Here is a 20,119-nt window from a genome sequence, read left to right as displayed (position 1 = left end):
CGCTTACGGCGCCCAGCAGACGCATTCTGCCTCATTGTCCGCCGAGCAGTTGTGCACCGGTGCCGCCAGCTTCAGCGCCAGACCGCCACACGACGTTTCCCGATACTTGGCGCTCATGTCCTTGCCGACTTCCAGCATGACTTCGATGACCTTGTCGAGGGGAACGATCGGCGCACTGGTACGGGCCAGCGCCATGCGTGCTGCATTGATGGCCTTGACCGCGCCCATGGCATTGCGCTCGATGCAGGGAATCTGAACCTGGCCGCCGACCGGGTCGCAGGTCAGGCCCAAATTATGCTCCATGGCAATTTCAGCAGCAATGCATACCTGCTCAGGCGAGCCGCCCAGCAGCTCGGCCAGACCGGCCGCGGCCATCGAGCACGCCACACCAATTTCCCCCTGGCAGCCCACTTCGGCGCCGGAGATCGAGGCATTGGTCTTGAACAGGGTGCCAATGGCGGCGGAAGACAGGAAGAAACGAATGCAACGCTCTTCATCCAGCGGGCTGATGAACTGATTGTAGTAAGCCAGTACCGCCGGCACGATGCCGCAGGCCCCGTTGGTCGGCGCGGTCACCACACGGCCACCGGCGGCATTCTCTTCCGCCACCGCCAGGGCAAACATATTGACCCAGTCGACAATGCTCATCGGATCGCGCGACAGCGATTCGGCCGCCGTCAGGCGACGATGCAGCGCCGAGGCGCGACGCGGTACGCGGAACGGGCCCGGCAGCACGCCTTCGGCCTTCATCCCGCGCGCCATGCACTGCTGCATGGTTTGCCAGATATGGTCGAAGTAGGACTGAATTTCTTCCTGAGTGTGCAGGTGCAACTCGTTTTCCATCACCAGACCGGACAGCGACAGCCCGGTGCTCTGGCAATGCGCCAGCAGCTCGGCGGCCGTGCGGTAAGGGTAGGGGCCGACCGGCGCGCCATCTTCTTCTGCCGCGCTGTCGCCATCTTCGATGACGAAGCCGCCACCGATGGAGTAATAGTTCTTGTCCAGCAGCAGTTGCTCGCCGCCAAACGCCTTGATGGTCAGACCGTTCTCGTGCCGCGGCAGGTTGGAGCGGTGGAAGGTCATGGCCTTGTTGGAGAACTCGACAACCGGACCATCATGCCCCAGGCGGATGCGTTCGGTCTTGCGAACCTGCTGAATCAGTACCGGGATGGCGGTGACATCGACGGTGTCGGGCAGTTCGCCCATCAGGCCGAGCAACAGCGCCACGTCGGTCTTGTGACCCAGCCCGGTCAGTGCCAGCGAGCCGAACACGTCGATCTGCAGGGAGGTGGCCCTGGAGAGCAGGCCGCGTGCGCGCAGATCATCGACAAAGCGGCGAGCGGCATTCATCGGACCAAGCGTATGCGAGCTGGAAGGACCGATCCCGACTTTATACAGATGGAACATGCTGATCATGATGTGATTTCCTTATGCGTTTCGCGCGCCAGCCGGATCCCCGGCCCCGACGGGACGGGTGCGGGGGCCGGATGACGCGCGAATGGGAGGCTTAGAGACCGAGCAGCTTGTAGAGGATGGCCGACATGGCGATCGCACCGATGAATACCACCAGGACGTTACCCGGCTGGTTGGCATACTTGCGCATTGCCGGCACCTTGCGGATGGCGTACATCGGCATGATGAACAGCATGGCGGCGATGATCGGGCCACACAGCGAGTCGATCATGTCCAGGATGCTCGGGTTGACCGTGGCCACACCCCAGATCGACAGGAACAGGAAGGCCATGATGCCGCGGTTGATGGTCTTGGCCTGACGTTCAGCCTTCTCGGTACCGATTTGTTGCGCGATCAGACCATGCAGGCCTTCACGTGCGCCCAGATAGTGACCCAGGAAGGACTTGGACATGGCGATGAAGGCCACGGCCGGTGCCACCAGCGCGATGATCGGGGTTTGGAACTTGTTGCCCAGGTAGGACAGGATCGAGATGTTCTGAGCCTTGGCAGCCGCCAGGTCAGCCGGCGACAGGGCGAAGACGCAGCTGAAGACGAAGAACAGCACCACGGCAGTCATCATCATGACAGCGTACTTTTCAATCTGTTCTGCCTTGCGCACACCGTTCTTGCCATAACGCTCTTGCTGAGCCACGGCAAAGCGCGAGATCACCGGCGAGTGGTTGAAGGCAAACACCAGAACCGGGATGCTCAGCCACAGGGTGTAGCTGAACTTGCCGGCGCTCGGCACGCCGCCTTGCAGGATGGCACCGTTCCAGGACTTGGTCAGATACAGCGCCAGACCCAGCAGCACGAAGATGAACGGATAAACCAGCCAGCCCATCACACGCACGACCATTTGCTCGCTGCTGGCCACGATGGCGATCAGCATGGCGGTCAGCACGAAGGCCAGCGGCGCGCGCGGCAGGGCTTCCATGGCCAGTTGGTGGGTGACGAAGCTTTCGACCGTATTGGTCAGGCCGACACCGTAGAGGAACAGAATCGGCAGAATGGTGAAGAAGTACAGCAGGGTGATCAGCTTACCGGCAGTGGCGCCGAAATGCTCACCGACCACTTCGGTAATGTCGCTGCCCGGCTTGGACGAGGACAGGATGAAACGGATCAGGCCACGGTGAGCCAGATAGGTCATCGGAAAGGCCAGTACGGCCATGACCAGCAGGGGCCAGATACCGCCCAGGCCGGCATTGATCGGCAGGAACAAGGTGCCAGCGCCGATGGCGGTGGCAAACAGACCCAGAACCCAACTGGTATCGTGGGAACTCCAGGCGGGGGTAGCAGCGGTGCTGACCGCACCACTGTCGCGTACAACTTCGCTTGATGACGACATTTTCTTATCTCCCTGATGACAGTAATCGTCCAGAGTGGACTTCTGACGCAGCGAAGTTTAGAGATAAATAATGTACAAAAAAGAAGAATGTTCCGAACGGCGGAATAGGGAATTGAACGGTTGTGTGGGGACAGGAGCGGCGACGAGTGGTGATGATCAGGATATGTAATTCGTCATGGAACTCCCTTATTGCGTAACACTCTATAGCCCATGAACCACACGCCGGGAGCCATGATGCGCCATCGAATCATGATGTTACTGACCATCGTCTTGCCCCTTGCCGCCTGCTCCGAGCAACAAGCCACCAGCCTGCAGCAGGCCGCTTCCGCGGCCATCGGCAGCGCGCACCAGCGCATCGAGCAGGCCAGCGCCCCGCTGGGGCAGCTGAAGCAACAGGCCAGCGCCGTGCTCGGCGTGGCCACGGCACTGAATCCTGAACTGCAGCAGCAAGTCAAACAACTGAAGGAACAGGCCTCCGCCCTCAAGGGCGTGCTGCCGCAAGGGGATCAGCAGTAGGGGAGGGCACGCTGCGAGTGTGCCGTACACATTGCCTCGGTGGATTGTATTGATGCATTGCATTGGCGCATTGCATTGGCGCATTGCATTGGCGCATTGCCTTCGGCGAATGCATCCTACGTAGGGCGCACTCTTCAAGTGCGCCGTTCACATTGCCTCGGTGGATTGCATTGATGCATTGCCATTCGGCGAATGCACCCTACGTGGGGCGCACGCTTCTCATTGCGTCGATGGGCGTGAGATCTTGGTGGGGAGCGGCGGTTTTTCAATGTGTAGGGGCATTCACGTAGGGTGCATTCGCCGAAGGCAATGCACCACATCAATGCGCCAAACCGACCCCCCCGGGGGGCTTAACACCCCCCGGCCTCCAGTTGAATGTCCTACTCCGCCAACAACACCGTACAACCCGCCAATTGCCGCATCGGAACCGCCTGCGGCAGATACAGCCAGCTCTGGCCATTGACCCTGGCCAGTGACCAGTCAAGCCGGCCATCGACGATCAGGCGGCATAGTCCCGGCTGGGACAGCGCCTCACGTGGTGGGCACAGCTCGGAAACCAGCTCAAACAGCGGCATGAACGACGATGGATGAGAACGGCGATTTGTGAAGTGGGACAGGGGTGAATTACCATGCTTGGCAGCCATACTGACTCCTTGTGCGAGTTGGTTTGGTTAGCGGGCTCGGGGGTGGTGGTACACCCCCGGGCCCGCGCCTTTTCACGGCATCATTGCCGCGCTACATACCCTAGCGAAAGCGATGACAGATCCGCAAGTTTGCGCGGTCATCCTGCTGCGGTGCATTGATGCATTGCTGCGGTGCATTGCATTGGCGCATTGCTGCGGTGCATTGCCTTCGGCGAATGCACCCTACGCGATGCATTGATGCATTGCCATTCGGCGAATGCATCCTACGTAGGGCGCACTCTTCAAGTGCGCCGATGGGCGTGAGATCTTGGTGGGGGGAGGGCGGTTTTTCGGCCAAAGCTGCCATTCATGTCAATGTGTTAGAATGGCTGTTACAGGCCACAAGCAGCCATAGTCCGTTTTCTCACATAGCAGACACTCACATGGCCATTTATGCTAATGTATTTGCTTGCCACTTTTCACAACTGTGCAGTAGCTATAGTCTCCGAAACCAAATTTCTATCCGCCCTTTACCGCAACAGTTGCCGGTAATCGGCAATATGACAACCCGAAGTTAGGGCTCATGTCAGCATAGATGGGGGGCATGCAGTGTGGCCGCCAATTACCAAGAAAGGGAAAAAAACAGATGGCTCGTCGTGTCTTCTACAGCTTCCATTACAAGCCGGACAACTGGCGCGTTTCCCAAGTGCGCAACATTGGTGCCATCGAGGACAACAAGCCCGCGTCTGACAACGATTGGGAAACCGTTACAAAGGGCGGTGACAAGGCTATTGAGAAGTGGATCGCTGATCAAATGCATGGTCGCAGCTGCGTGGTAGTTCTTATTGGTTCTGAAACAGCCGGTCGCAAATGGATTAATCACGAGATCGTGAAGGGCTGGGATGCCAACAAGGGCGTATTGGGCATCCACATTCACAACCTCAAGAATAGCGATGGCAAGACGAGCGCAAAGGGAGCAAATCCTTTTGATTGCATCACGCACGGACTCTCCGGAAAGAAGCTCTCTAGCATTGTGAAGGTCTACGATCCGCCTGGCGCGACAAGCTCTGACGTCTACAACCACATCAAAGAGAACATTGAAAAGTGGATCGAGACAGCTATTGATATCCGGAGCAAGAATTGAATGCCCGAGTTGGAGAGTGGGTGCCAAACAGGGAGCAGCGTCGCTTTATCCGTAACTTTGGCGCCAAGGCGCTCAATCAAGAAGCCGCGCTGTTCATTGGCGCTGGAGCGTCCCGTAACGCCGGCTTCGTGGATTGGAAGGGGCTGCTTGCTGAAGCTGCTGAAGAGCTGGATCTCGACATTGACAAGGAGTACGACCTCCTTGCCCTAGCCCAGTACCACGTTAATGGCCGTGCGGGTCGGGGAGAGGTAAACCAGCAGCTCATCGACGCATTCACTCGTGAATCACAACCGACCCAGATTCATGAGATTCTCGCCAGGCTCCCCATCGACACAGTCTGGACGACCAACTACGACCAGCTGCTTGAGAAGGCCTATGAAGCAGCCGGTCGCCGAGTTGAGGTCAAACTGTCAATTGAAAACCTGGCTCAGGCGCGTAAGGGGCGGGACGTCACCATCTACAAGATGCATGGGTGTGTGACTCAGCCACACGAGGCTGTTCTAACAAAGCAGGACTACGAAGTTTATGATGCAGGACGTCGCCTGTTCACCGACAGCCTGAAGGGAGACTTCATCGAGAAGACCTTGCTGTTCGTTGGATTCAGCTTCTCTGACCCCAATGTGGAACGAATCTTATCGAAGGTACGCGAGCAATTAGGGCAGAACCGTAGGGATCACTACTGGATCACGCGGCGCCCCCCAACCTTGAGCGCCGACGGCACCAAGTCACAGGAGGAATTGGACTATGACCGTCGTAAGGCCGACCTTCAAAGCGCGGATCTCCAGCGCTACGGAATTCAGACCGTGTGGGTCGACGAGTACGCTGATATCCCGCCCTTGCTTCGGGCGCTAGAGGCGTATGTCATGCGCCGGGGCGTCTTTGTCGCGGGTGCTGCCTTTGATCCCAGCCCTCTCGGCTGGGAGCGACTCAACGAATTGAGCAGGGCGCTTGGCAAAGCCATCATTCAGAGAGGCCTCAATTTAGTCTCTGGTTTTGGTATTGGAATCGCGGAACAAACCATCTTGGGTGCGTTTCATGCGGCCTATGAGAGCCAGACGGCATTGCCTGCTGACCGTGTGTTGATCCGTCCGTTTCCAGGGAATGCGCCACAGGCCCAAAGAGCCGCAGCCTTTCGGCGACATCGCGAGGACATGATTTCACGGGTCGGTGCTGTGGTTGTCCTTGCTGGCAACAAGGCCGATGCCACAGGCACACAGATCCCATCAAACGGGGTAGAGGAGGAAGTTCAGATTGCGCTGGGTCTCGGAAAACCTGTTATTCCGATCGGAATGAGCGGACATGTGGCGCACGATGTTTGGCTACGGGCGATGAACAATCCTCAGGAATTCTTGCCGGGGTTGGATTGTGCGGCCGAGCTAAAAATCTTGGGGGATCGCGGCTCGAGCGTTGAGCAAGTAATTGCGGCTGTCTCTGCACTTCTGGAGCGCGCGGAGCGGAGTGCTGCTGCCAAAACCTAACCTGACGGCGCCATTTCCCGAGTAGTTCTATAGCAGTAGTTGAGTATTTTGGTTATTAGCCAAGGGGCATCTATGATGCCCCTAACTTCATTGCAACTGATGGTTGAACCGCCGCGAACTCATCTAACTGCGGAAAGTGGTCGTTTGCAAACAATGCACGACATTGCCCCTCCGTTGCGAAAGGCCGCTTCGGGCCGGTTGCAGCAGTTCCGGTCCCTTAGACACAAAGGTCCGCTTCGGCCGAGTACCCGCCCCCTCTCCAAACATGAAGGCGCATACATCGGCGCATTGCATTGATGCATTGCCATTCGGCGAATGCATCATTGGCGCATTGCATCGGCGCATTGCCTTCGGCGAATGCACCCTGCGCGAATGCACCCTACGCGAATGTGTCCTTCGTCCGTATTGCATTGGTGCATTGCCATTCGGCGAATGCATCATTGGCGCATTGCATCGGCGCATTGCCTTCGGCGAATGCACCCTACGCGAATGCATCCTACGCGAATGTGTCCTTCGTCCGTATTGCATTGGTGCATTGCCATTCGGCGAATGCATCCTACGTAGGGCGCACTCTCTAAGTGCGCCGTCCACCACCACAACGCATGGCAAATCCGGTCGGAGAGAGGGGATGTAACCAGGACAGGCGCGATGTAACCCAAATGTAACCCGAACTTATGCTTTAAAAACAGCGATGTAACCAATGTAACCAATGTAACCACGATTTTGAGAGAGAAATAGAAATAGGGGGATAGGTAAGTAAATACTCAGTGGTATATATATATTTATCTGTAAGAAAAACGTATATATAAGTACCTTCTGCACCAACTACTATTTATCAATATCTCTCAAAATCGTGGTTACATTGGTTACATTGGTTACATCGTTGAAATATAAAGATATTCTCTGGTTACATCTGTAACCAATGTAACCAAAATGCCGCCCGTATACGCAATATCCGGGCGGCATTGTTTATGACTCCCACACCTTCGGGGTCAGCACATAGACCCGGACAGGCGTGGTGCCCATCCCCGGCAAGCGCGTCAGCAACGTCGCCCGATTCTTGCCGTTGGTCTGCAGCCACTCTAGTCGTACCATCTCCGCCAGCATGGCATCAAAGGGGTACCCCTTGCACAACTCATGACGCATGGCCGTCGGCAGCACATAAAACCAGCAGGCATCGTCTTTCATGCGACGAAAACCAACGCGTTGCAGGGTACGCTGCGGCGGCTCGTCATCCGTCGGCTCACGCCATGGCGTGAAGCGGCTTTCGCCATAGGTCTCCAGATAGGCGCGCACCTGCGCCAGACCGTTGAGCAGATCACTATCGCTCTGCCCGCCCCGGCTGCGCAGCCATTCGCCTAACAGACGTCCGACCATCTGCTCAGCATGCCCAACCGGCCAGGGCAAAACGCCCCAGCGGATCGCCAGCTCACCGGCGCAGGCCACCAGTGCAAAGCGCTGGATTGAGCGACGTATCTGTCCCTTGGCCTGTTGATTGAGATGTTGCTGGCTGAACCGGCTGGTGATCATGGACAACAGCGGTGCCACCTGCTCGTGCTGTGCCACCAACTGCCGCAGGAATGCCCGCCCGGCATGACCATGGTGCTGACGGACCGCATGCTGAATGTGGCGCACCCAGCTGCCGCTGTCTGGAAACGGTGCGCATTGCTCCAGCACCCCCAACCCGACACCGGCATCTGCCGACAAGTCGATCAGCCGCACTTCCTGCCCGCCGCGCAACGCCTGCCCGGCAGTACGCAGATGGTCGCTCATGGTCAGCTCGCCAGCCGAGAGCAACAGCAGTCGCCAATACATCTGCTGCAGCAATTTTCCCTGACGGTCAGCGCGCGCCTTGCCCTGGCCATTGGCAATCAAGTAGGCGGCTTCACCGGCCTGCTGCGGAGACAGTTGCGACAGCTCGTCCAGCACCAGCAGCAGGTCATGGTGCTGGCTGCACAAACCCTCCAGCCCGTTGCTGGTGCTGCGCCACTGGTGGCGGCTGTGTTGTGGGTGCCCCCAGACGCTGGTCGCCAGCTCCAGCAACGTGGTCTTGCCGATGCTGGAGCCGCCAAGCAAATGAAAGCCCCCGGTCGCGGGCTGCCAGCGCAGCAAGGGAGGGGCGAGCGCCATGGACAGTGCAAACACCGGTCGACTGTTGTGGGCGGCTGGCAACGCCACTTGCTGCTGCCAGTCACTCAGGTTGCCCTGCAGCCGCGCTTCGCCCCCATGGGGCAAGGGATTGAGCAGCAACAGGTCATCATGCGGACCAATCACTTCATCCGGCAGGACGAAGGCTTGATCATGCCAGCCACTGTGTGGGGTGATGCGGGCAAAGCGCTGGCAATCGGTACGCATTACGTAGCTGGCCAGCCGCTCGCGGCAGAATCGGCTGGGGTCGATGTCCAGACCGCCGCGCGCCAGGATACTGAGCAAGGACTGGGCATCGCCGCAGATCTGCTCGGAGGTCACTGCCGACTGCCGCACCCGGCCTTCAGCGTCCTTCCAGGTCAGCAGCCGGCCCCAGTGGTCGCCACTGACATCACGAGTACGCGCCAGAATGTACAGCGGCGCACACAGCCACTGACCGGGCTTCTGCGGTGAAGGCTGCCAGTAGAGCCCGGGCGGCTGACCTTCAGCGTAGAGCACGTAGCCCGGGGGTGGCTCGGCATGACCGGCGGCCCAGGGCGGGGTCGCCGTGTCCTCGCTGAGCGGCTCAGGCTCTCTGCGCTCCGGCTCGCTCGGCACCGCTTCCCCCTCCTGCTGCCCCGCCGACAAAGGCAACAGCCAGATCTTCGGTGCCAGCTGCTGCTGCAGTGCCGCCAGCCCCTGCTGGCGATGCAGGTCGTTGAAGTCGCTCAGCGCCGGGTCGGCGTCCGGGCCGAAATCCGGCAGCAGCACATAGCCGCGCGCGCCGAGCAGCGCCCCCGCCTTGCGCGCGGCCTGCTGGCCGGTACCACTGGCGTCGCGGTCACCGCAAACAAACACCGGCGGGCCGTCTTGGGCCAGCTGGCGTGCCACGGTTTCCAGGTTGTGGGCGTTGAAGGCCACGCATACCGGCAGCTTGCTGGCCTGGTGCAGGCTGCAGGCGGTGGCCCAGCCCTCGCACAGCAGCCAGGCGCTGGCGTCTTCCGCCTGCCCCAGCCACAGCGAGGTCCCGCGTACCTGCCCGCCGGTCAGAAAGCGCTTCTGGCCATCCGGACCGATCAGCTGCAGGTTGACCAGCCGGTTGTCGCTGTACATGGGCAACAGCAGCAGCTGGCGCATTTGCCGCGCGCCATAGGGAATCATGCGGTGCGACTGCAGATAGCCGTGGCGGGCTTCGACCAGCCGGCTACGCGACCACAGCGTCTGCGCCTTGTCGGCGGCAGCGGCCTGCTGGCGCTGGCGCAGTTCGCGGTCGGCCAGCAGGGCGGCGTGGCGTTCGCTGGCCAGCTGCGCCAGATCCGGCGCTTTGCCGGCGGTCTCGCTGTGCTGGCGCCAGTCAAAGCCTGCTGCCCTGGCGGCACCGAGCAGGCTGGCGACCGTGACGCCGCCGCCGGGGCGGAAGCTTTTCCAGCTGTCTCGTGCCGCCCGTGCCTGGTAGTTGGGCGCCTGCTGGCTCCACTGGTCCCAGAGGTCGAAACCGGCATCGCCGAGGGCGGATTTGAGCGCCATGCCCATGGTGATCCACTGGTCGCGCGGTCGCGGGTCGAGGGTGTAGAGGGCCTGGCGCAAGAGTTGGGGGGACGGGGTTTTCATGACTGGGCGGCCCTCTGCTGGTGGCGGTTGTCCAGCCAGGCCCAGACTTGCTCTGCCTGCCAGGTGCTGCGACGCAGACCGAGCGATACCGGGGCAGGGAATTGGCCCTTGCAGATCATGCGCCACAGCGTGGTGCGGGAGAACGGCAGCAAGGCCGGGATGCCACGGCGCGGGCAGCCAATCAGCTGATACAGGCGCAGGAAACCGGTGCGCGGCGGCAACCCGGTATGAATGGTGCGGGATGGCTTCATGCATTCACTCCTTGTCGGTAAAAAATGGCGAAAGGACTTGCCTGATGCGCCTGAATAGGCAAGCGATCGCCGAGTGAATTCCCGCTTGATGCGAATTTACAACATATCCCACACTGTTCCCCGACGTTTCACACTGTTTCCTTCCGTTTCACTGATGATCGCTGGCGCAAATTCTGCGCCGCGCGGGTTTCCGGATGCCGGGATGTTGCCCCTATCCTGCTCAGGCGACGTCGCAGTCTTCATTCACTTTGGAAAGGAAACCAACATGAGTAACGCAAACTTTTCTGTCTTCGATCGTCTGAGGCAGGCGCAGGGAAACGCCCACGACCTCATCAGCATGGTGCTGATGCTCAAGCCGGATGGGGTCATGCGCATCGCCCGCCGGGCAGACATGTACCTGACGCTGATTCGCTCGGCGCTGGCACGGCAGGGGGGCAATCTGGAGGTGAAGATCCGCTTTGCCGATGGCGAACAGGACGTACCTGCCTTCGCGACCCTGGCCGCTGCCGCTGCGGCCGATGGTGGCGTTGGCCAGGGCACTGGCCCTGCCCTGTCCCCTGGCCTCTAGGCCTGATGGTCTAGGCGCACCCCTCTCCCTTTCGCAGTCAGGGGGAGGGGTTTTTCAAGACGCAAAGACGCGCAAAGACCGCCCAAGGACGGGGTCAGGTCTTGTATTTTGCGCTGCGTGCAAAATACAAGACCTGACCCCGTCGGGAGACCGGAGACCCGCAGCGCAAAATACAAGACCTGACCCCGTCCGGAGGCCGGACTGCCGACCCCGTCCGGAGGCCGGACTGCCCCAAAGGAAACCCATGTTCACCCCCCACCATCGTTGCTACTACGCCCACGAACTCACCCTGCGCGCCGGTGGCCTGCGGCCAGCGCCGCCTGCGCCATCGATCGGCTGGCAGTCGCATCAGCTGGCCGCCGCGGGGTGGGCGCTGCACGGCGCGCGGCCAGAGGGGGCGGTGCTGGCGGATGAGGTTGGCCTGGGCAAGTCGATTCAGGCCGGGCTGGTGCTGGCGCAGGGCTGGGCCGAGCGGCAGCGGCGTCTGCTGGTGCTGTGTCCGGCGGGTTTGCGGGCGCAGTGGCAGGCGGTGTTGTGTGAGCGCCTGGCCTTGCCGGCCATGGTGCTGACGCGCGCGCAGTGGCCGCCGGATACCCCCTTGCCGGGGGTGGGGCAGCAGGTGCTGATTCTGTCGTATGGCTTTGCCTGGCGCAGGCGGCACGCCCTGCAGGCGGCGCCCTGGGACTGGGTGGTGCTGGACGAGGCGCACAAGCTGCGCGCGGCTCAGCGCGACGGGCCGGGGCTGGCGGCGGATCTGCGCCGGGCCTTGCAGGGGCGGCGCAAGTTGCTGCTGACCGCCACGCCGCTGCAGAACCAGCTGATGGAATTGTTTGGCGTCAGCTGCCTGCTGTCGCCGCACTGGCTGGGGCCAGAGGCGGATTTCCGCCGGCAGTTTCTGGATCAGCCCGGCACGCTGCCGGCCCTGCGCCAGCGCTGGCAGCAGGCGGCGACCCGCACGCTGCGCCGCAGCCTGCCAGCCGCACTGACCGCCCCGCCGCGCCGGGTGCTGACGCAGTGCGTGGCGGCCAGTGCGGCGGAGCGGGCCTTGTACCAATCGCTGTCGCACTTCATCGCCCAGGCCTCACCAGCGCTGCTGCCCGCGCGCGGCCGCGGCTTGCTCGGCCTGCTGCTGAAGAAGCGGCTGGCCTCCAGCCCGGCGGCCTTGCTGGCGACCCTGCAGCGCCTGCAGCAACGGCTGCGCCAGCCAAACGCCGCCGTTGACGGATTTTGGCAGCAGATGTGGGCACAACAGGGGGACGAGACGCTGGGGCAGGTGCCGACCGATGCGCCACCGCCCGCGCTGTGTCGCGCCGACCGCAGCGCGCTGGCGCGGCTGATGGCACAGGCACAGTCGCTGGGTGAGGACAGCAAGCTACAGGCGCTGTTGCACTGCCTGGCACAGGGGCTGGCGCGCCTGCGCGCGCTGGGGGCGCCCGACAAGGCGGTGCTGTTCACCGAATCCACCCGCACGCAGGCCTGTCTGGCCCGGCAACTGCAGCAGCACGGCTATGCCGACCGGGTGATCTGCGTGAATGGCCAGAGCGGTAGCGACCGGCCCGCCTTGCTGGAACGCTTTCGCCAGCAGGGGCAGCTGCTGATCGCCACCGAAGCCGTCGCCGAAGGGGTGAACCTGCAGTGCTGCGCGCTGGTGGTGAACGTCGACCTGCCGTGGAACCCGCAACGACTGGAGCAACGCATCGGCCGCTGCCAGCGCTTTGGCCAGCCCTTCGAGGTGGTGGTGTTGAATCTGCTCAGCCCGCACAACCAGGCCGAACGCCGGCTGCTGAGTCTGCTGCAACAAAAGAGCCGCCTGTTCGACACCCTGTTCGGTACCTCGGAAGGGGTGCTGGGCCAGATCGCCCCAGTCGGGCAGCTGGACCACGCCTGGCCAGCGCTGCTGGCCAGCTGTCGCAGCCGGGACCAGATCGAGGCCGAACAGGCACCCCTCCCCGTGGTCAGCGCTGCCGAGGCCGACGCCCTGCTGGCCCCGTTTGACCAGTGCGTCCGCGACCAGCTGCAAGCCCCGCCCGGACTGCGCTGGCCCAGCGACAGCGAGCGAAAGTGGCAGGCACTGCGCGCCTGGCGCCCCGGCCTGAATGATGAGGCGCTGCTGACCGCCGCCTGTGCGCTGCGCCCGGCGGCGGCCTATGTGCTGCTCGATCACCGCGGCGACGGCGTGCGCCACAGCGAACTGCGCCGGCTGCGCGGCCAGTCCGGCTGGCTGCGCCTCGACCGCCTGCTGCTGGACGACACACTGCGCGACTTGCTGTTCAGCGGCTGCCGCGATGACGGCAGCTGGCTGGATGACACACAATGCCGCGCGCTGTGGCAAGTCCCGGCCCGCTTCAGCGCCCCCCTGCCCGAAGCCCGGCCACCGCAGGCGCTGGCCAGGGCGGCGGCACGGCAAACCCAGGACTGGCAGGCGGCGCGGCAGGCCCAGGACACGCAATGGTTTGCGACAGAACGCCAGACGCTGGCGCAGTGGGTGACACAGCAGGTAGCCCCGGCGGAAGCGCGGCTGCGCCGACTGCAGACGGAACGGCGACGATTACAGCGGGCGGAACGCCGATCAAACGAGGCAGGAGAACAGGTCAAGCTGCAGCAGGCGATGCTGACGCTGGCGGAGGCGATTCGCGCGGCGCAGCAGGGGCTGGCGGGGTTGGAGGAAGCGCAGGCTGCACGTCGTGCGGCACTGTTGGCGGACTGGCAGGCAAGGCAGCGGCGGGCGGTGCGGTGTGAGGGGCTGTGGGTGGTTAGGTGGCGGGTGGGGTGAGGTGAGGGGGGGCTCCAATTATCCCTGCTTTAAGCTGCTTTCCTGAACCCTGTTGAGCTTCGACTGATAATAGTCGTAATACCGATGTAGTGCTGGATAGCTGCGGAGTACCAGCCGTACAACATCATTGACTGCGGAGTAATCTTCGGGGGCGTGAAGGTCTGCATCCTTTAATAAGTTCCAAGGAAGCTCATAGCTGACAAACTCTTTCAGAGGAAATACATATCCACCACCATCGACTGGGTAACCAATGTGTGGGGTGATGATTTCATCTTGAAATGGCAGGTCCACGAAGCAAGTGGCTTTCTTGAGCCTAACTCTCGCTGCCCTCATCTTTTGGCTTAGGATGTTATTCTCGCAAGCAAAGTCTACGGCAGGGTAAACAGCCAAAATCTTTTCGTGAAGAACCAGTGGGATGCCATGTACGACAGAGTTTCTGATCGACTTTAAGGATGCTGTATATATATTCCATCCTTTAAATTCTGAAGCCAACCAAGGTAAGCCTGCTATGGCCTTGTATTCACGACGCATAACCTCTGTCAACTGATGACTCTTGTACACATACTCTTCAAAGTGCTTGCGGAATTTTGCTGGAAATCTCCGGCTTTCCATGAGGTTAATGTAACTCCTGCGAAGCTCCTCAAAAACAATTTCTGTGGCTAGTGAATAACTCATGATTTTTTTATGATGAATTTGGTTGTTTGGCATTTTCTCTAAAGATAAATGCAATTGTTTTTGGTGTGTGCGAAAAATAGCGTCAATATGACATAGAATAAATTTATTCAATCTGCCGACCTATTTGCTCTTTCGGATAACCTTTTCTGTAATCCTGTAGCAACGACGATTGCATCAATTTTTTTGGCCAGAAATACAATGAATGGTGTTGTTATGATTAGCAAAAAAATAGAGAAATATAATTGCTGCTTTATTGTTTTTGAAACCTCTTCGTTAATCTTGTTGGTCTTGTAAAGGTTGCAAACTGAATCCATTTCGCTGGTTGATATTCCTATTTCATTCTTGTCTACGAGTATCTTTTCCTCATTGCTGCAATCAGATAGGCTAAATGATTTTCCGAAATAAAATCCTTCTTTTATGTATGTATTAGTTAGGCGAAAATAAACTTGGCTGTCTCTGCCTTGAAGTATGGCTCCATTTGCTCCACTGAAAAGATTCATCGTCCAAAATAGTGCAGCAGTGATAATGAATATAACCACCATGAATGTTTTTTTCTTGCCGTTTGCAGGTATGTTTATTATTCTCAATTTCTCTGTGTCAAAGTAGCTTCCACTGCGACCGATCAAGGCAATGCTCTCGTCATGCAAATCTGCCCATTTAAGTAGGGCCAAAGCTCTTTTGTGTGTTCTTACCTTTACTCCAGTGATTGCTCTAAACTTTGATAAAGATGCTTACCTGCTTAAAAATTTTTTAATCTCACCGTCATCTATGTCACCATTGTTTCTGTATATAAATCGCCACATCAGATCGGTGAGCATGTAGTAAGATCCTGAGCGATTTATTAAATAAATTGCAGAAATTGCATATAAAACAGCAACAAAAAAACCAAGTTTCTCGGCCTTGTCGACTAAGCTTAATAAATAATCTACTCCTTCCATGCGGAGCCTCCAATTTTTTTGCTTATTGATATCTGCAAGAATGTTTTTAAAATGGGAATTTATTAAAATTTTATTATTCATTTCGTACAGAATACAACCGATAGCAGTACGTAGCCAATCAATTATGCCCTCCAGAGCGTCCGCAATATCTATGGCTCAGTCAGCAGCTGGGTCATTTCCATGAAGTACTTTGTCTCCGGAGAATGTACTCTACGAGCAAGCTTTGCTTACCCCTCCGGGGGGCTTAACACCCCCCGGCCTCCAGTTGAATGTCCTACTCCGCCAACAACACCGTGCAGCCCGCCAATTGCCGCATCGGTACTGCCTGCGGCAGATACAGCCAGCTCTGGCCATTGACCCTGGCCAGGGACCAGTCGAGCCGGCCATCGACGATCAGGCGGCACATGCCGGGTTCGGCCAGCGCCTCACGCGGCGGGCACAGCTCCGAGACCAGCTCAAACAGCGGCATGAACGTTGGTTGGTGAGAACGGCGATTTGTGAAGTGGGACAGGGGTGAATTACCATGCTTGGCAGCCATACTGACTCCTTCGACGAGTTGGTTTGGTTAGCGGGTCCGTCGGTGTGTCACCACCTTCGGGCCCGCGCCTCTTTCACGGCATCATTGCCGCGCCACATACCCTAGCGAAAGCGATGACAGATCCGCAAGTTTGCGCGGTCATCCGTCCTGGAGAGCACCGTAGGGCGCACTCTTTAAGTGCGCCGATGGGGGGGGCGGTTTTTCGGCCATTGCAGACGTTGGCGGTCGCAATCCGATGCGGCAACAATGTAGCGGTTAGCTGACGTTGTATAGATCACACAGTTAAACGATCGCTTTCTCTGCTGCTGAACGCGTACTTTCAACCCATTGCAGTCAGTCATCACTCAGGCTGAATGACAGGTGTGCAGCTGGAGCAGAAACTGGGTGTCGCAGTAGCGAACCTACGATTTGGAGCGTGGAGCAGTCTTTGAAGGCCTGAATATTACCTTTGAGAGTTATGAGTTCAGTCGTTGAATGAGCGTTAATTAGCGCCCCCTTGCGGGCGTTAGCAAAGGCGACGACGAGCAAACCACGACTCGCCTTGCTCCTCGCGTGAGAGCCACGTAGAGGTGTTGCGCAGTCATGCGCTCGGGCTCAAGAATGACTGCGACGTCAGCTTCAAGCCCTTTCAGGAGAAGCGTGCTTCCAACGGCGCGCCGCCCCAGAGGCCGCCCCAAATGGCGGTTCCGCTCGCGGACCTGAATCGCCGCGCCCATGAAACCACCGTCCCCCCCGGCGGCTCTTAGCGCTGAGATGCAGCAGTACAGCACTTCGGGTCGGTAGACTCGCGCACCGTGTTGGTCCGCAAGGGACTGGAGCAGGTCAATCGTGGTCTTGTGGCTGGGAGCCGCCATGAACGCCACGGCTGCGGCTTCTGCAGGCGTCGCGGGCGTGCGAGCTCGACCGCCTCGTATCGTTTCGACTCGCGCGAGCAAGTTTGCAGCACCCACCCCGGTCATCAGTGACGTCGCGAACTCGGCAAGTTGTCGCAGTGCATTGGGGCTCGCCAAATTGAATTGGCGGGCAAAGGTCACCAGGTCTTTCAGGTCGACCGCCTCGACGGAAGTGGCGCCCGGCGTCTGCATGGTGAGTTGATGGCGACCGTTGACATTCATCGAGTCGCCAATCACCAGAACGCGGCCGTCTCGATTTGGTGCTTCCGTCCGGGCGGCTGCGAGTCGCTGCTGCACTTCCATGCCTTGGGTCAGCTGAACCCACTGGACACCCTCTGGTGCTCCACGCAGGTCTACAGACTGACCCGCCTGCAATGATGCTCGGGCTTGAAGTAGCCAGGCACCTAGTGCGTCCATGCCTGCGAGGCGCCATCGCCAAGGGGTCTGCAGCGCACCGATGGGCGGGAACGCAACTTGAGCGTCACGCTCCCAGTGAACCAGTGGGTCGCGAAAGCCGAATATCGCCTGCATGGGGTCACCAAGAATGCAGGTGGGCAGCGTCTGTGCGATGGAACAGACGATAGCGTGCTGGGTAGTGTTGCAGTCCTGATACTCATCCACCAGCAAACGCGAATAAGTTGAGGCGATGGGGTCCGCGATGTGACCTGCCTGTAGGAGCCCTTGCACAGCGACTCGGATGGCTGGGTAGTCGGTGTTCGGGTTAGCTAGTTCGAGAACGCGCGCGTTGAGGCCTGCGCGGAGCGGAAACTTTGCAGCTAACCGCATCGCGAAACCGTCGATGGTCGACACCCTATATGCTGAGTTCGGGACGCCGCCACGCTGGAGCCTAGCGCGTAGCGCGGTGACCCCAGCGTTGGTGTGTGTCAGCACCAAGACTGGCTTGTTGTCAGTGTGCTGACTCAGGGAGTCCGCGATGAGCTGGGTCTTGCCGCATCCGGCTGGGGCGGTAACTGAGCCTAGGCGCGCCTGAAAGATGTCGATTTCAGGCGGAGGCACTCGTCCACCTCCAGAGTTGGTTCGTGATTTCGATGAAGCCCGGCTCTGCATTCGCAATGTGAGGGCCGACGATGTCCTTGGCGATTTCCTGGAAACCAGTTACTGACTTAAACCAGCCGTTCTTGTTGTTGCGAGCGGCAAGTCCGAGCAATTCTCGGCTCGCAGGGGTGTAACCGCCATTCAGCCGTTCGGCCTCTATGGCATCCAAGGTGACTTGTCCATTCGACTTCGACTTGATGTGCTCAGCCATGAGCTCGCGGCCGACCGTCTCGTCTGCCTTATTCAGCAAGGCATGCACCGCATCATTGCTTGAATGGCGGAATAACTCGTCTTCTAGTGCCAGGCCTTGCCGCCACGTGAGGTACTGGCCACCAGCTGCAACAAATCGCTCCACGAGTCCGTCGGTTGAAACAGGCTTGTCCGCATCGACGAAGACGAGGACGCGATAGCCCAATTTGAGGAACGCCTCTCCTCGCGTGAAGCATTGGTCGGGGCTTCCTCCGCCTGCATCTACGTATGAGCCTCCGTGGGCCAGGAATGACGTCGCACCACCGTGAACCCACCACTGGTCCATCCCGCGAGCGAATCCAACCTCGCTGGCGCCTTCGCAGACAATAACGGACTTAGAGAGGAATGCCTCGGCCGCCTTACGTAGGGTACCCTGTATGCCATCGTCCATACCGGCGCATGTGGCGGTGTGGGTGCCAGAACGCTGGCGCACGACGAAAAGTTGATTTGCAGCTAGTTCCCTGAGCGTCACCGGTGAGTGCGTGGTCATGAATACCTGCAGCGGCTGGCTCGAGTCCTTCGCGCCAAGAGAGTCAAGCAGTCGCATAAGCCGGTGCGGCTCAAGTCCGTACTCGACTTCGTCCACTAGGGCGACGGTGGCCGCCGCCGCAGCGGCCCTTTGCAACCCCGCGACAAGTAGCCGCCCCGAACCGGTACCTAGCGACCGCAGAGGAATGCCGGCCTCGCTGTGGAGCGCGATAGCACCATCACCAATCGAGACCGAGTGAGCATCAAGTAGCGCCTGAGCACTTGCACCGACGGTTACGCCCAAGCTGGTAGCTGTCTGGGTGACCACTTGCAGGGTTTGGGCGAGTTGAGTGCCCGCCTGTGCGCCGAAAGTGGCCCGGGCGGCGCGTGCCGCGACGGCGAGTTCTGAGCCAAGGTTCGCGCGCTCTTCCGTGAGCCGGTTCAATACTGAGCCCCTAGACCAGGAAAGACTCGTATTCGTGTAGGTGCCAATACGAGCAGGCGTCAGGAGACTGCGCTCCTTCCAGGCCAGAGACCGTTCCAGTTGTTGCTGGGCGGCTCGCTCAGAATAGAGCGCCCAACTTGGCTCGAGGTCGTCCTTGACTTCGAGTTTCAGAGTCAGAACTGTTTCTATGCCAGCGCGCGGCTCGTCTTCAAGCACACCTGTACCAAGGTCAAATCCGCGAAGGAACTCTCCGTAGTTGTCGATGTTCTTCAGCGCGTCGGGTAGTGCGCCGAGCGTGACTGCAATCACGATGGTCCGAGTGACGTCCAGACTGAAGAAGTCTGTGTCACCAAAAGGTGCGCTCCTCCGCGCTCCAAGGCACAGGTCGATGGCATCTAGGATGGTCGACTTGCCACTGTCACCCGGGCCAATAAGGCAGTTCACGCCGTTGGACGGTGTCCAATCGAGAGTCTGTATCGAGCGGAAATTGCGAATTTCAAGGCGACGGATACGCGTCATTTTCCCTCTCTAGTCATTCCGGTAAATATCCCAACGCGTAGGAAAGCTACCGAAGGTATACGCAGACACTCGTCGGACATCCACCAATGCCAACGCTCTCCGGCAAATGGTCAGCAAGAGTTTGAACGATGACCGTCCGCTTACAGCCTGAACCGGTCGGCCGACGGCATATACGTAAGAACTACATATGGCCGTTTGCCGCCGCCGAAAAAAGCGTCTGGAAATGCTCGACCTCAGAGTCCGGCAATGACAAAGTGGCCAAGAAGAGAATATATTTATTCCATTGCGATACTCTTGCGGTAAGTCAAACGGTGCGTTGGCCACTTCGGGCACTCTTCTTCTGCCATGCATGACCGGAATCGGTCAGCACTGGCCATTGTGAATTTCCTCCAGTCGCGGACGTCGCGGCCAACTTCTTGGCGCCCGCGTTATTGAAATTGCTATATGGAT

Annotated in this window: 14 protein-coding genes and 1 pseudogene; 5 read left to right on the top strand and 10 right to left on the bottom strand. The window is 59.3% G+C overall.

Features of this window, described 5'->3' with window-relative positions:
* Positions 1-3: 3 nt before the first annotated feature.
* Both AACH39_RS09155 and AACH39_RS09150 read right to left on the bottom strand, forming a co-directional pair.
* Positions 4-1,416 carry an L-serine ammonia-lyase gene (locus AACH39_RS09155; protein WP_215780702.1) on the bottom strand — a complete coding sequence of 471 codons (1,413 nt, stop codon included), beginning with the start codon at positions 1,414-1,416 and terminating at the stop codon, positions 4-6.
* A 91-nt stretch (positions 1,417-1,507) separates the two neighbouring features.
* Positions 1,508-2,797, bottom strand: a complete 1,290-nt coding sequence (locus AACH39_RS09150) for an HAAAP family serine/threonine permease (protein WP_215780704.1) — start codon at positions 2,795-2,797, stop codon at positions 1,508-1,510.
* Between the two features lie 249 nt (positions 2,798-3,046).
* Here AACH39_RS09150 and AACH39_RS09145 point away from each other — a divergent pair, with 249 nt between their 5' ends.
* Positions 3,047-3,313: a hypothetical protein gene (locus AACH39_RS09145; RefSeq protein ID WP_338619707.1), complete on the top strand. Its 267-nt coding sequence runs from the start codon at positions 3,047-3,049 to the stop codon at positions 3,311-3,313.
* Positions 3,314-3,693: 380 nt separating this feature from the next.
* Here AACH39_RS09145 and AACH39_RS09140 read toward each other — a convergent pair whose 3' ends face one another.
* On the bottom strand, positions 3,694-3,957 hold the full coding sequence (locus AACH39_RS09140; RefSeq protein ID WP_215780709.1) for a hypothetical protein: 264 nt from the start codon (positions 3,955-3,957) through the stop codon (positions 3,694-3,696).
* Between the two features lie 625 nt (positions 3,958-4,582).
* Here AACH39_RS09140 and AACH39_RS09135 point away from each other — a divergent pair.
* Positions 4,583-5,080: a TIR domain-containing protein gene (locus AACH39_RS09135; protein ID WP_338619704.1), complete on the top strand. Its 498-nt coding sequence runs from the start codon at positions 4,583-4,585 to the stop codon at positions 5,078-5,080.
* A complete protein-coding gene (locus tag AACH39_RS09130; protein WP_338619702.1) occupies positions 5,077-6,558 on the top strand; it encodes an SIR2 family protein in 1,482 nt (493 codons plus the stop codon). Before AACH39_RS09135 ends, AACH39_RS09130 begins: the two co-directional genes overlap by 4 nt.
* Positions 6,559-7,527: 969 nt before the next feature.
* Here the strand turns inward: AACH39_RS09130 and AACH39_RS09125 are convergent.
* Positions 7,528-10,296 carry a DUF927 domain-containing protein gene (locus AACH39_RS09125; protein WP_338619698.1) on the bottom strand — a complete coding sequence of 923 codons (2,769 nt, stop codon included), beginning with the start codon at positions 10,294-10,296 and terminating at the stop codon, positions 7,528-7,530.
* Positions 10,293-10,547, bottom strand: a complete 255-nt coding sequence (locus AACH39_RS09120) for an AlpA family phage regulatory protein (protein WP_338619695.1) — start codon at positions 10,545-10,547, stop codon at positions 10,293-10,295. Before AACH39_RS09120 ends, AACH39_RS09125 begins: the two co-directional genes overlap by 4 nt.
* Positions 10,548-10,812: 265 nt before the next feature.
* Here AACH39_RS09120 and AACH39_RS09115 point away from each other — a divergent pair, with 265 nt between their 5' ends.
* On the top strand, positions 10,813-11,115 hold the full coding sequence (locus tag AACH39_RS09115) for a hypothetical protein (RefSeq protein WP_338619691.1): 303 nt from the start codon (positions 10,813-10,815) through the stop codon (positions 11,113-11,115).
* A gap of 244 nt (positions 11,116-11,359) precedes the next feature.
* Positions 11,360-13,888, top strand: coding sequence for an SNF2-related protein (locus AACH39_RS09110; RefSeq protein ID WP_338619689.1), 2,529 nt, complete (start codon positions 11,360-11,362; stop codon positions 13,886-13,888).
* An 18-nt stretch (positions 13,889-13,906) separates the two neighbouring features.
* On the opposite strand, the gene AACH39_RS09105 is transcribed toward AACH39_RS09110, so the two are convergent.
* The 5 genes and pseudogenes from AACH39_RS09105 to AACH39_RS09085 form a co-directional block, all read right to left on the bottom strand.
* On the bottom strand, positions 13,907-14,674 hold the full coding sequence (locus AACH39_RS09105) for a hypothetical protein (protein WP_338619686.1): 768 nt from the start codon (positions 14,672-14,674) through the stop codon (positions 13,907-13,909).
* Positions 14,671-15,279: pseudogene (locus tag AACH39_RS09100) on the bottom strand (DUF6216 family protein); the annotation flags it as partial. The gene AACH39_RS09105 and the pseudogene AACH39_RS09100, both read right to left, overlap by 4 nt.
* A 496-nt stretch (positions 15,280-15,775) precedes the next feature.
* On the bottom strand, positions 15,776-16,039 hold the full coding sequence (locus tag AACH39_RS09095; protein WP_215777839.1) for a hypothetical protein: 264 nt from the start codon (positions 16,037-16,039) through the stop codon (positions 15,776-15,778).
* Between the two features lie 485 nt (positions 16,040-16,524).
* The gene (locus tag AACH39_RS09090; protein ID WP_338619683.1) at positions 16,525-18,000 is read right to left on the bottom strand and encodes a UvrD-helicase domain-containing protein; all 1,476 of its coding nucleotides are present in this window, start codon (positions 17,998-18,000) and stop codon (positions 16,525-16,527) included.
* Positions 17,936-19,669 (bottom strand): AAA family ATPase, encoded by a 1,734-nt coding sequence (locus tag AACH39_RS09085; RefSeq protein WP_338619681.1) that lies wholly within the window; start codon positions 19,667-19,669, stop codon positions 17,936-17,938. The genes AACH39_RS09090 and AACH39_RS09085 overlap by 65 nt, the downstream gene beginning before the upstream one ends.
* Positions 19,670-20,119: the final 450 nt, after the last annotated feature.

The organism is Paludibacterium flexuosum (assembly GCF_037076605.1).
Lineage (GTDB): Bacteria > Pseudomonadota > Gammaproteobacteria > Burkholderiales > Chromobacteriaceae > Paludibacterium.
This window is presented reverse-complemented; position numbering and strand designations above follow the sequence as displayed.

What these genes read in the sequence shown, in the direction of transcription:
- AACH39_RS09110 (WP_338619689.1), top strand. Translation starts at nt 11,360, where the DNA reads ATGTTCACCCCCCACCATCGTTGCTACTACGCCCACGAACTCACCCTG.
- AACH39_RS09145 (WP_338619707.1), top strand. Translation starts at nt 3,047, where the DNA reads ATGATGTTACTGACCATCGTCTTGCCCCTTGCCGCCTGCTCCGAGCAA.
- AACH39_RS09155 (WP_215780702.1), bottom strand. Translation starts at nt 1,416, where the DNA reads ATGATCAGCATGTTCCATCTGTATAAAGTCGGGATCGGTCCTTCCAGC.
- AACH39_RS09090 (WP_338619683.1), bottom strand. Translation starts at nt 18,000, where the DNA reads ATGCAGAGCCGGGCTTCATCGAAATCACGAACCAACTCTGGAGGTGGA.
- AACH39_RS09135 (WP_338619704.1), top strand. Translation starts at nt 4,583, where the DNA reads ATGGCTCGTCGTGTCTTCTACAGCTTCCATTACAAGCCGGACAACTGG.
- AACH39_RS09115 (WP_338619691.1), top strand. Translation starts at nt 10,813, where the DNA reads ATGAGTAACGCAAACTTTTCTGTCTTCGATCGTCTGAGGCAGGCGCAG.
- AACH39_RS09150 (WP_215780704.1), bottom strand. Translation starts at nt 2,797, where the DNA reads ATGTCGTCATCAAGCGAAGTTGTACGCGACAGTGGTGCGGTCAGCACC.
- AACH39_RS09085 (WP_338619681.1), bottom strand. Translation starts at nt 19,669, where the DNA reads ATGACGCGTATCCGTCGCCTTGAAATTCGCAATTTCCGCTCGATACAG.
- AACH39_RS09095 (WP_215777839.1), bottom strand. Translation starts at nt 16,039, where the DNA reads ATGGCTGCCAAGCATGGTAATTCACCCCTGTCCCACTTCACAAATCGC.
- AACH39_RS09125 (WP_338619698.1), bottom strand. Translation starts at nt 10,296, where the DNA reads ATGAAAACCCCGTCCCCCCAACTCTTGCGCCAGGCCCTCTACACCCTC.
- AACH39_RS09140 (WP_215780709.1), bottom strand. Translation starts at nt 3,957, where the DNA reads ATGGCTGCCAAGCATGGTAATTCACCCCTGTCCCACTTCACAAATCGC.
- AACH39_RS09120 (WP_338619695.1), bottom strand. Translation starts at nt 10,547, where the DNA reads ATGAAGCCATCCCGCACCATTCATACCGGGTTGCCGCCGCGCACCGGT.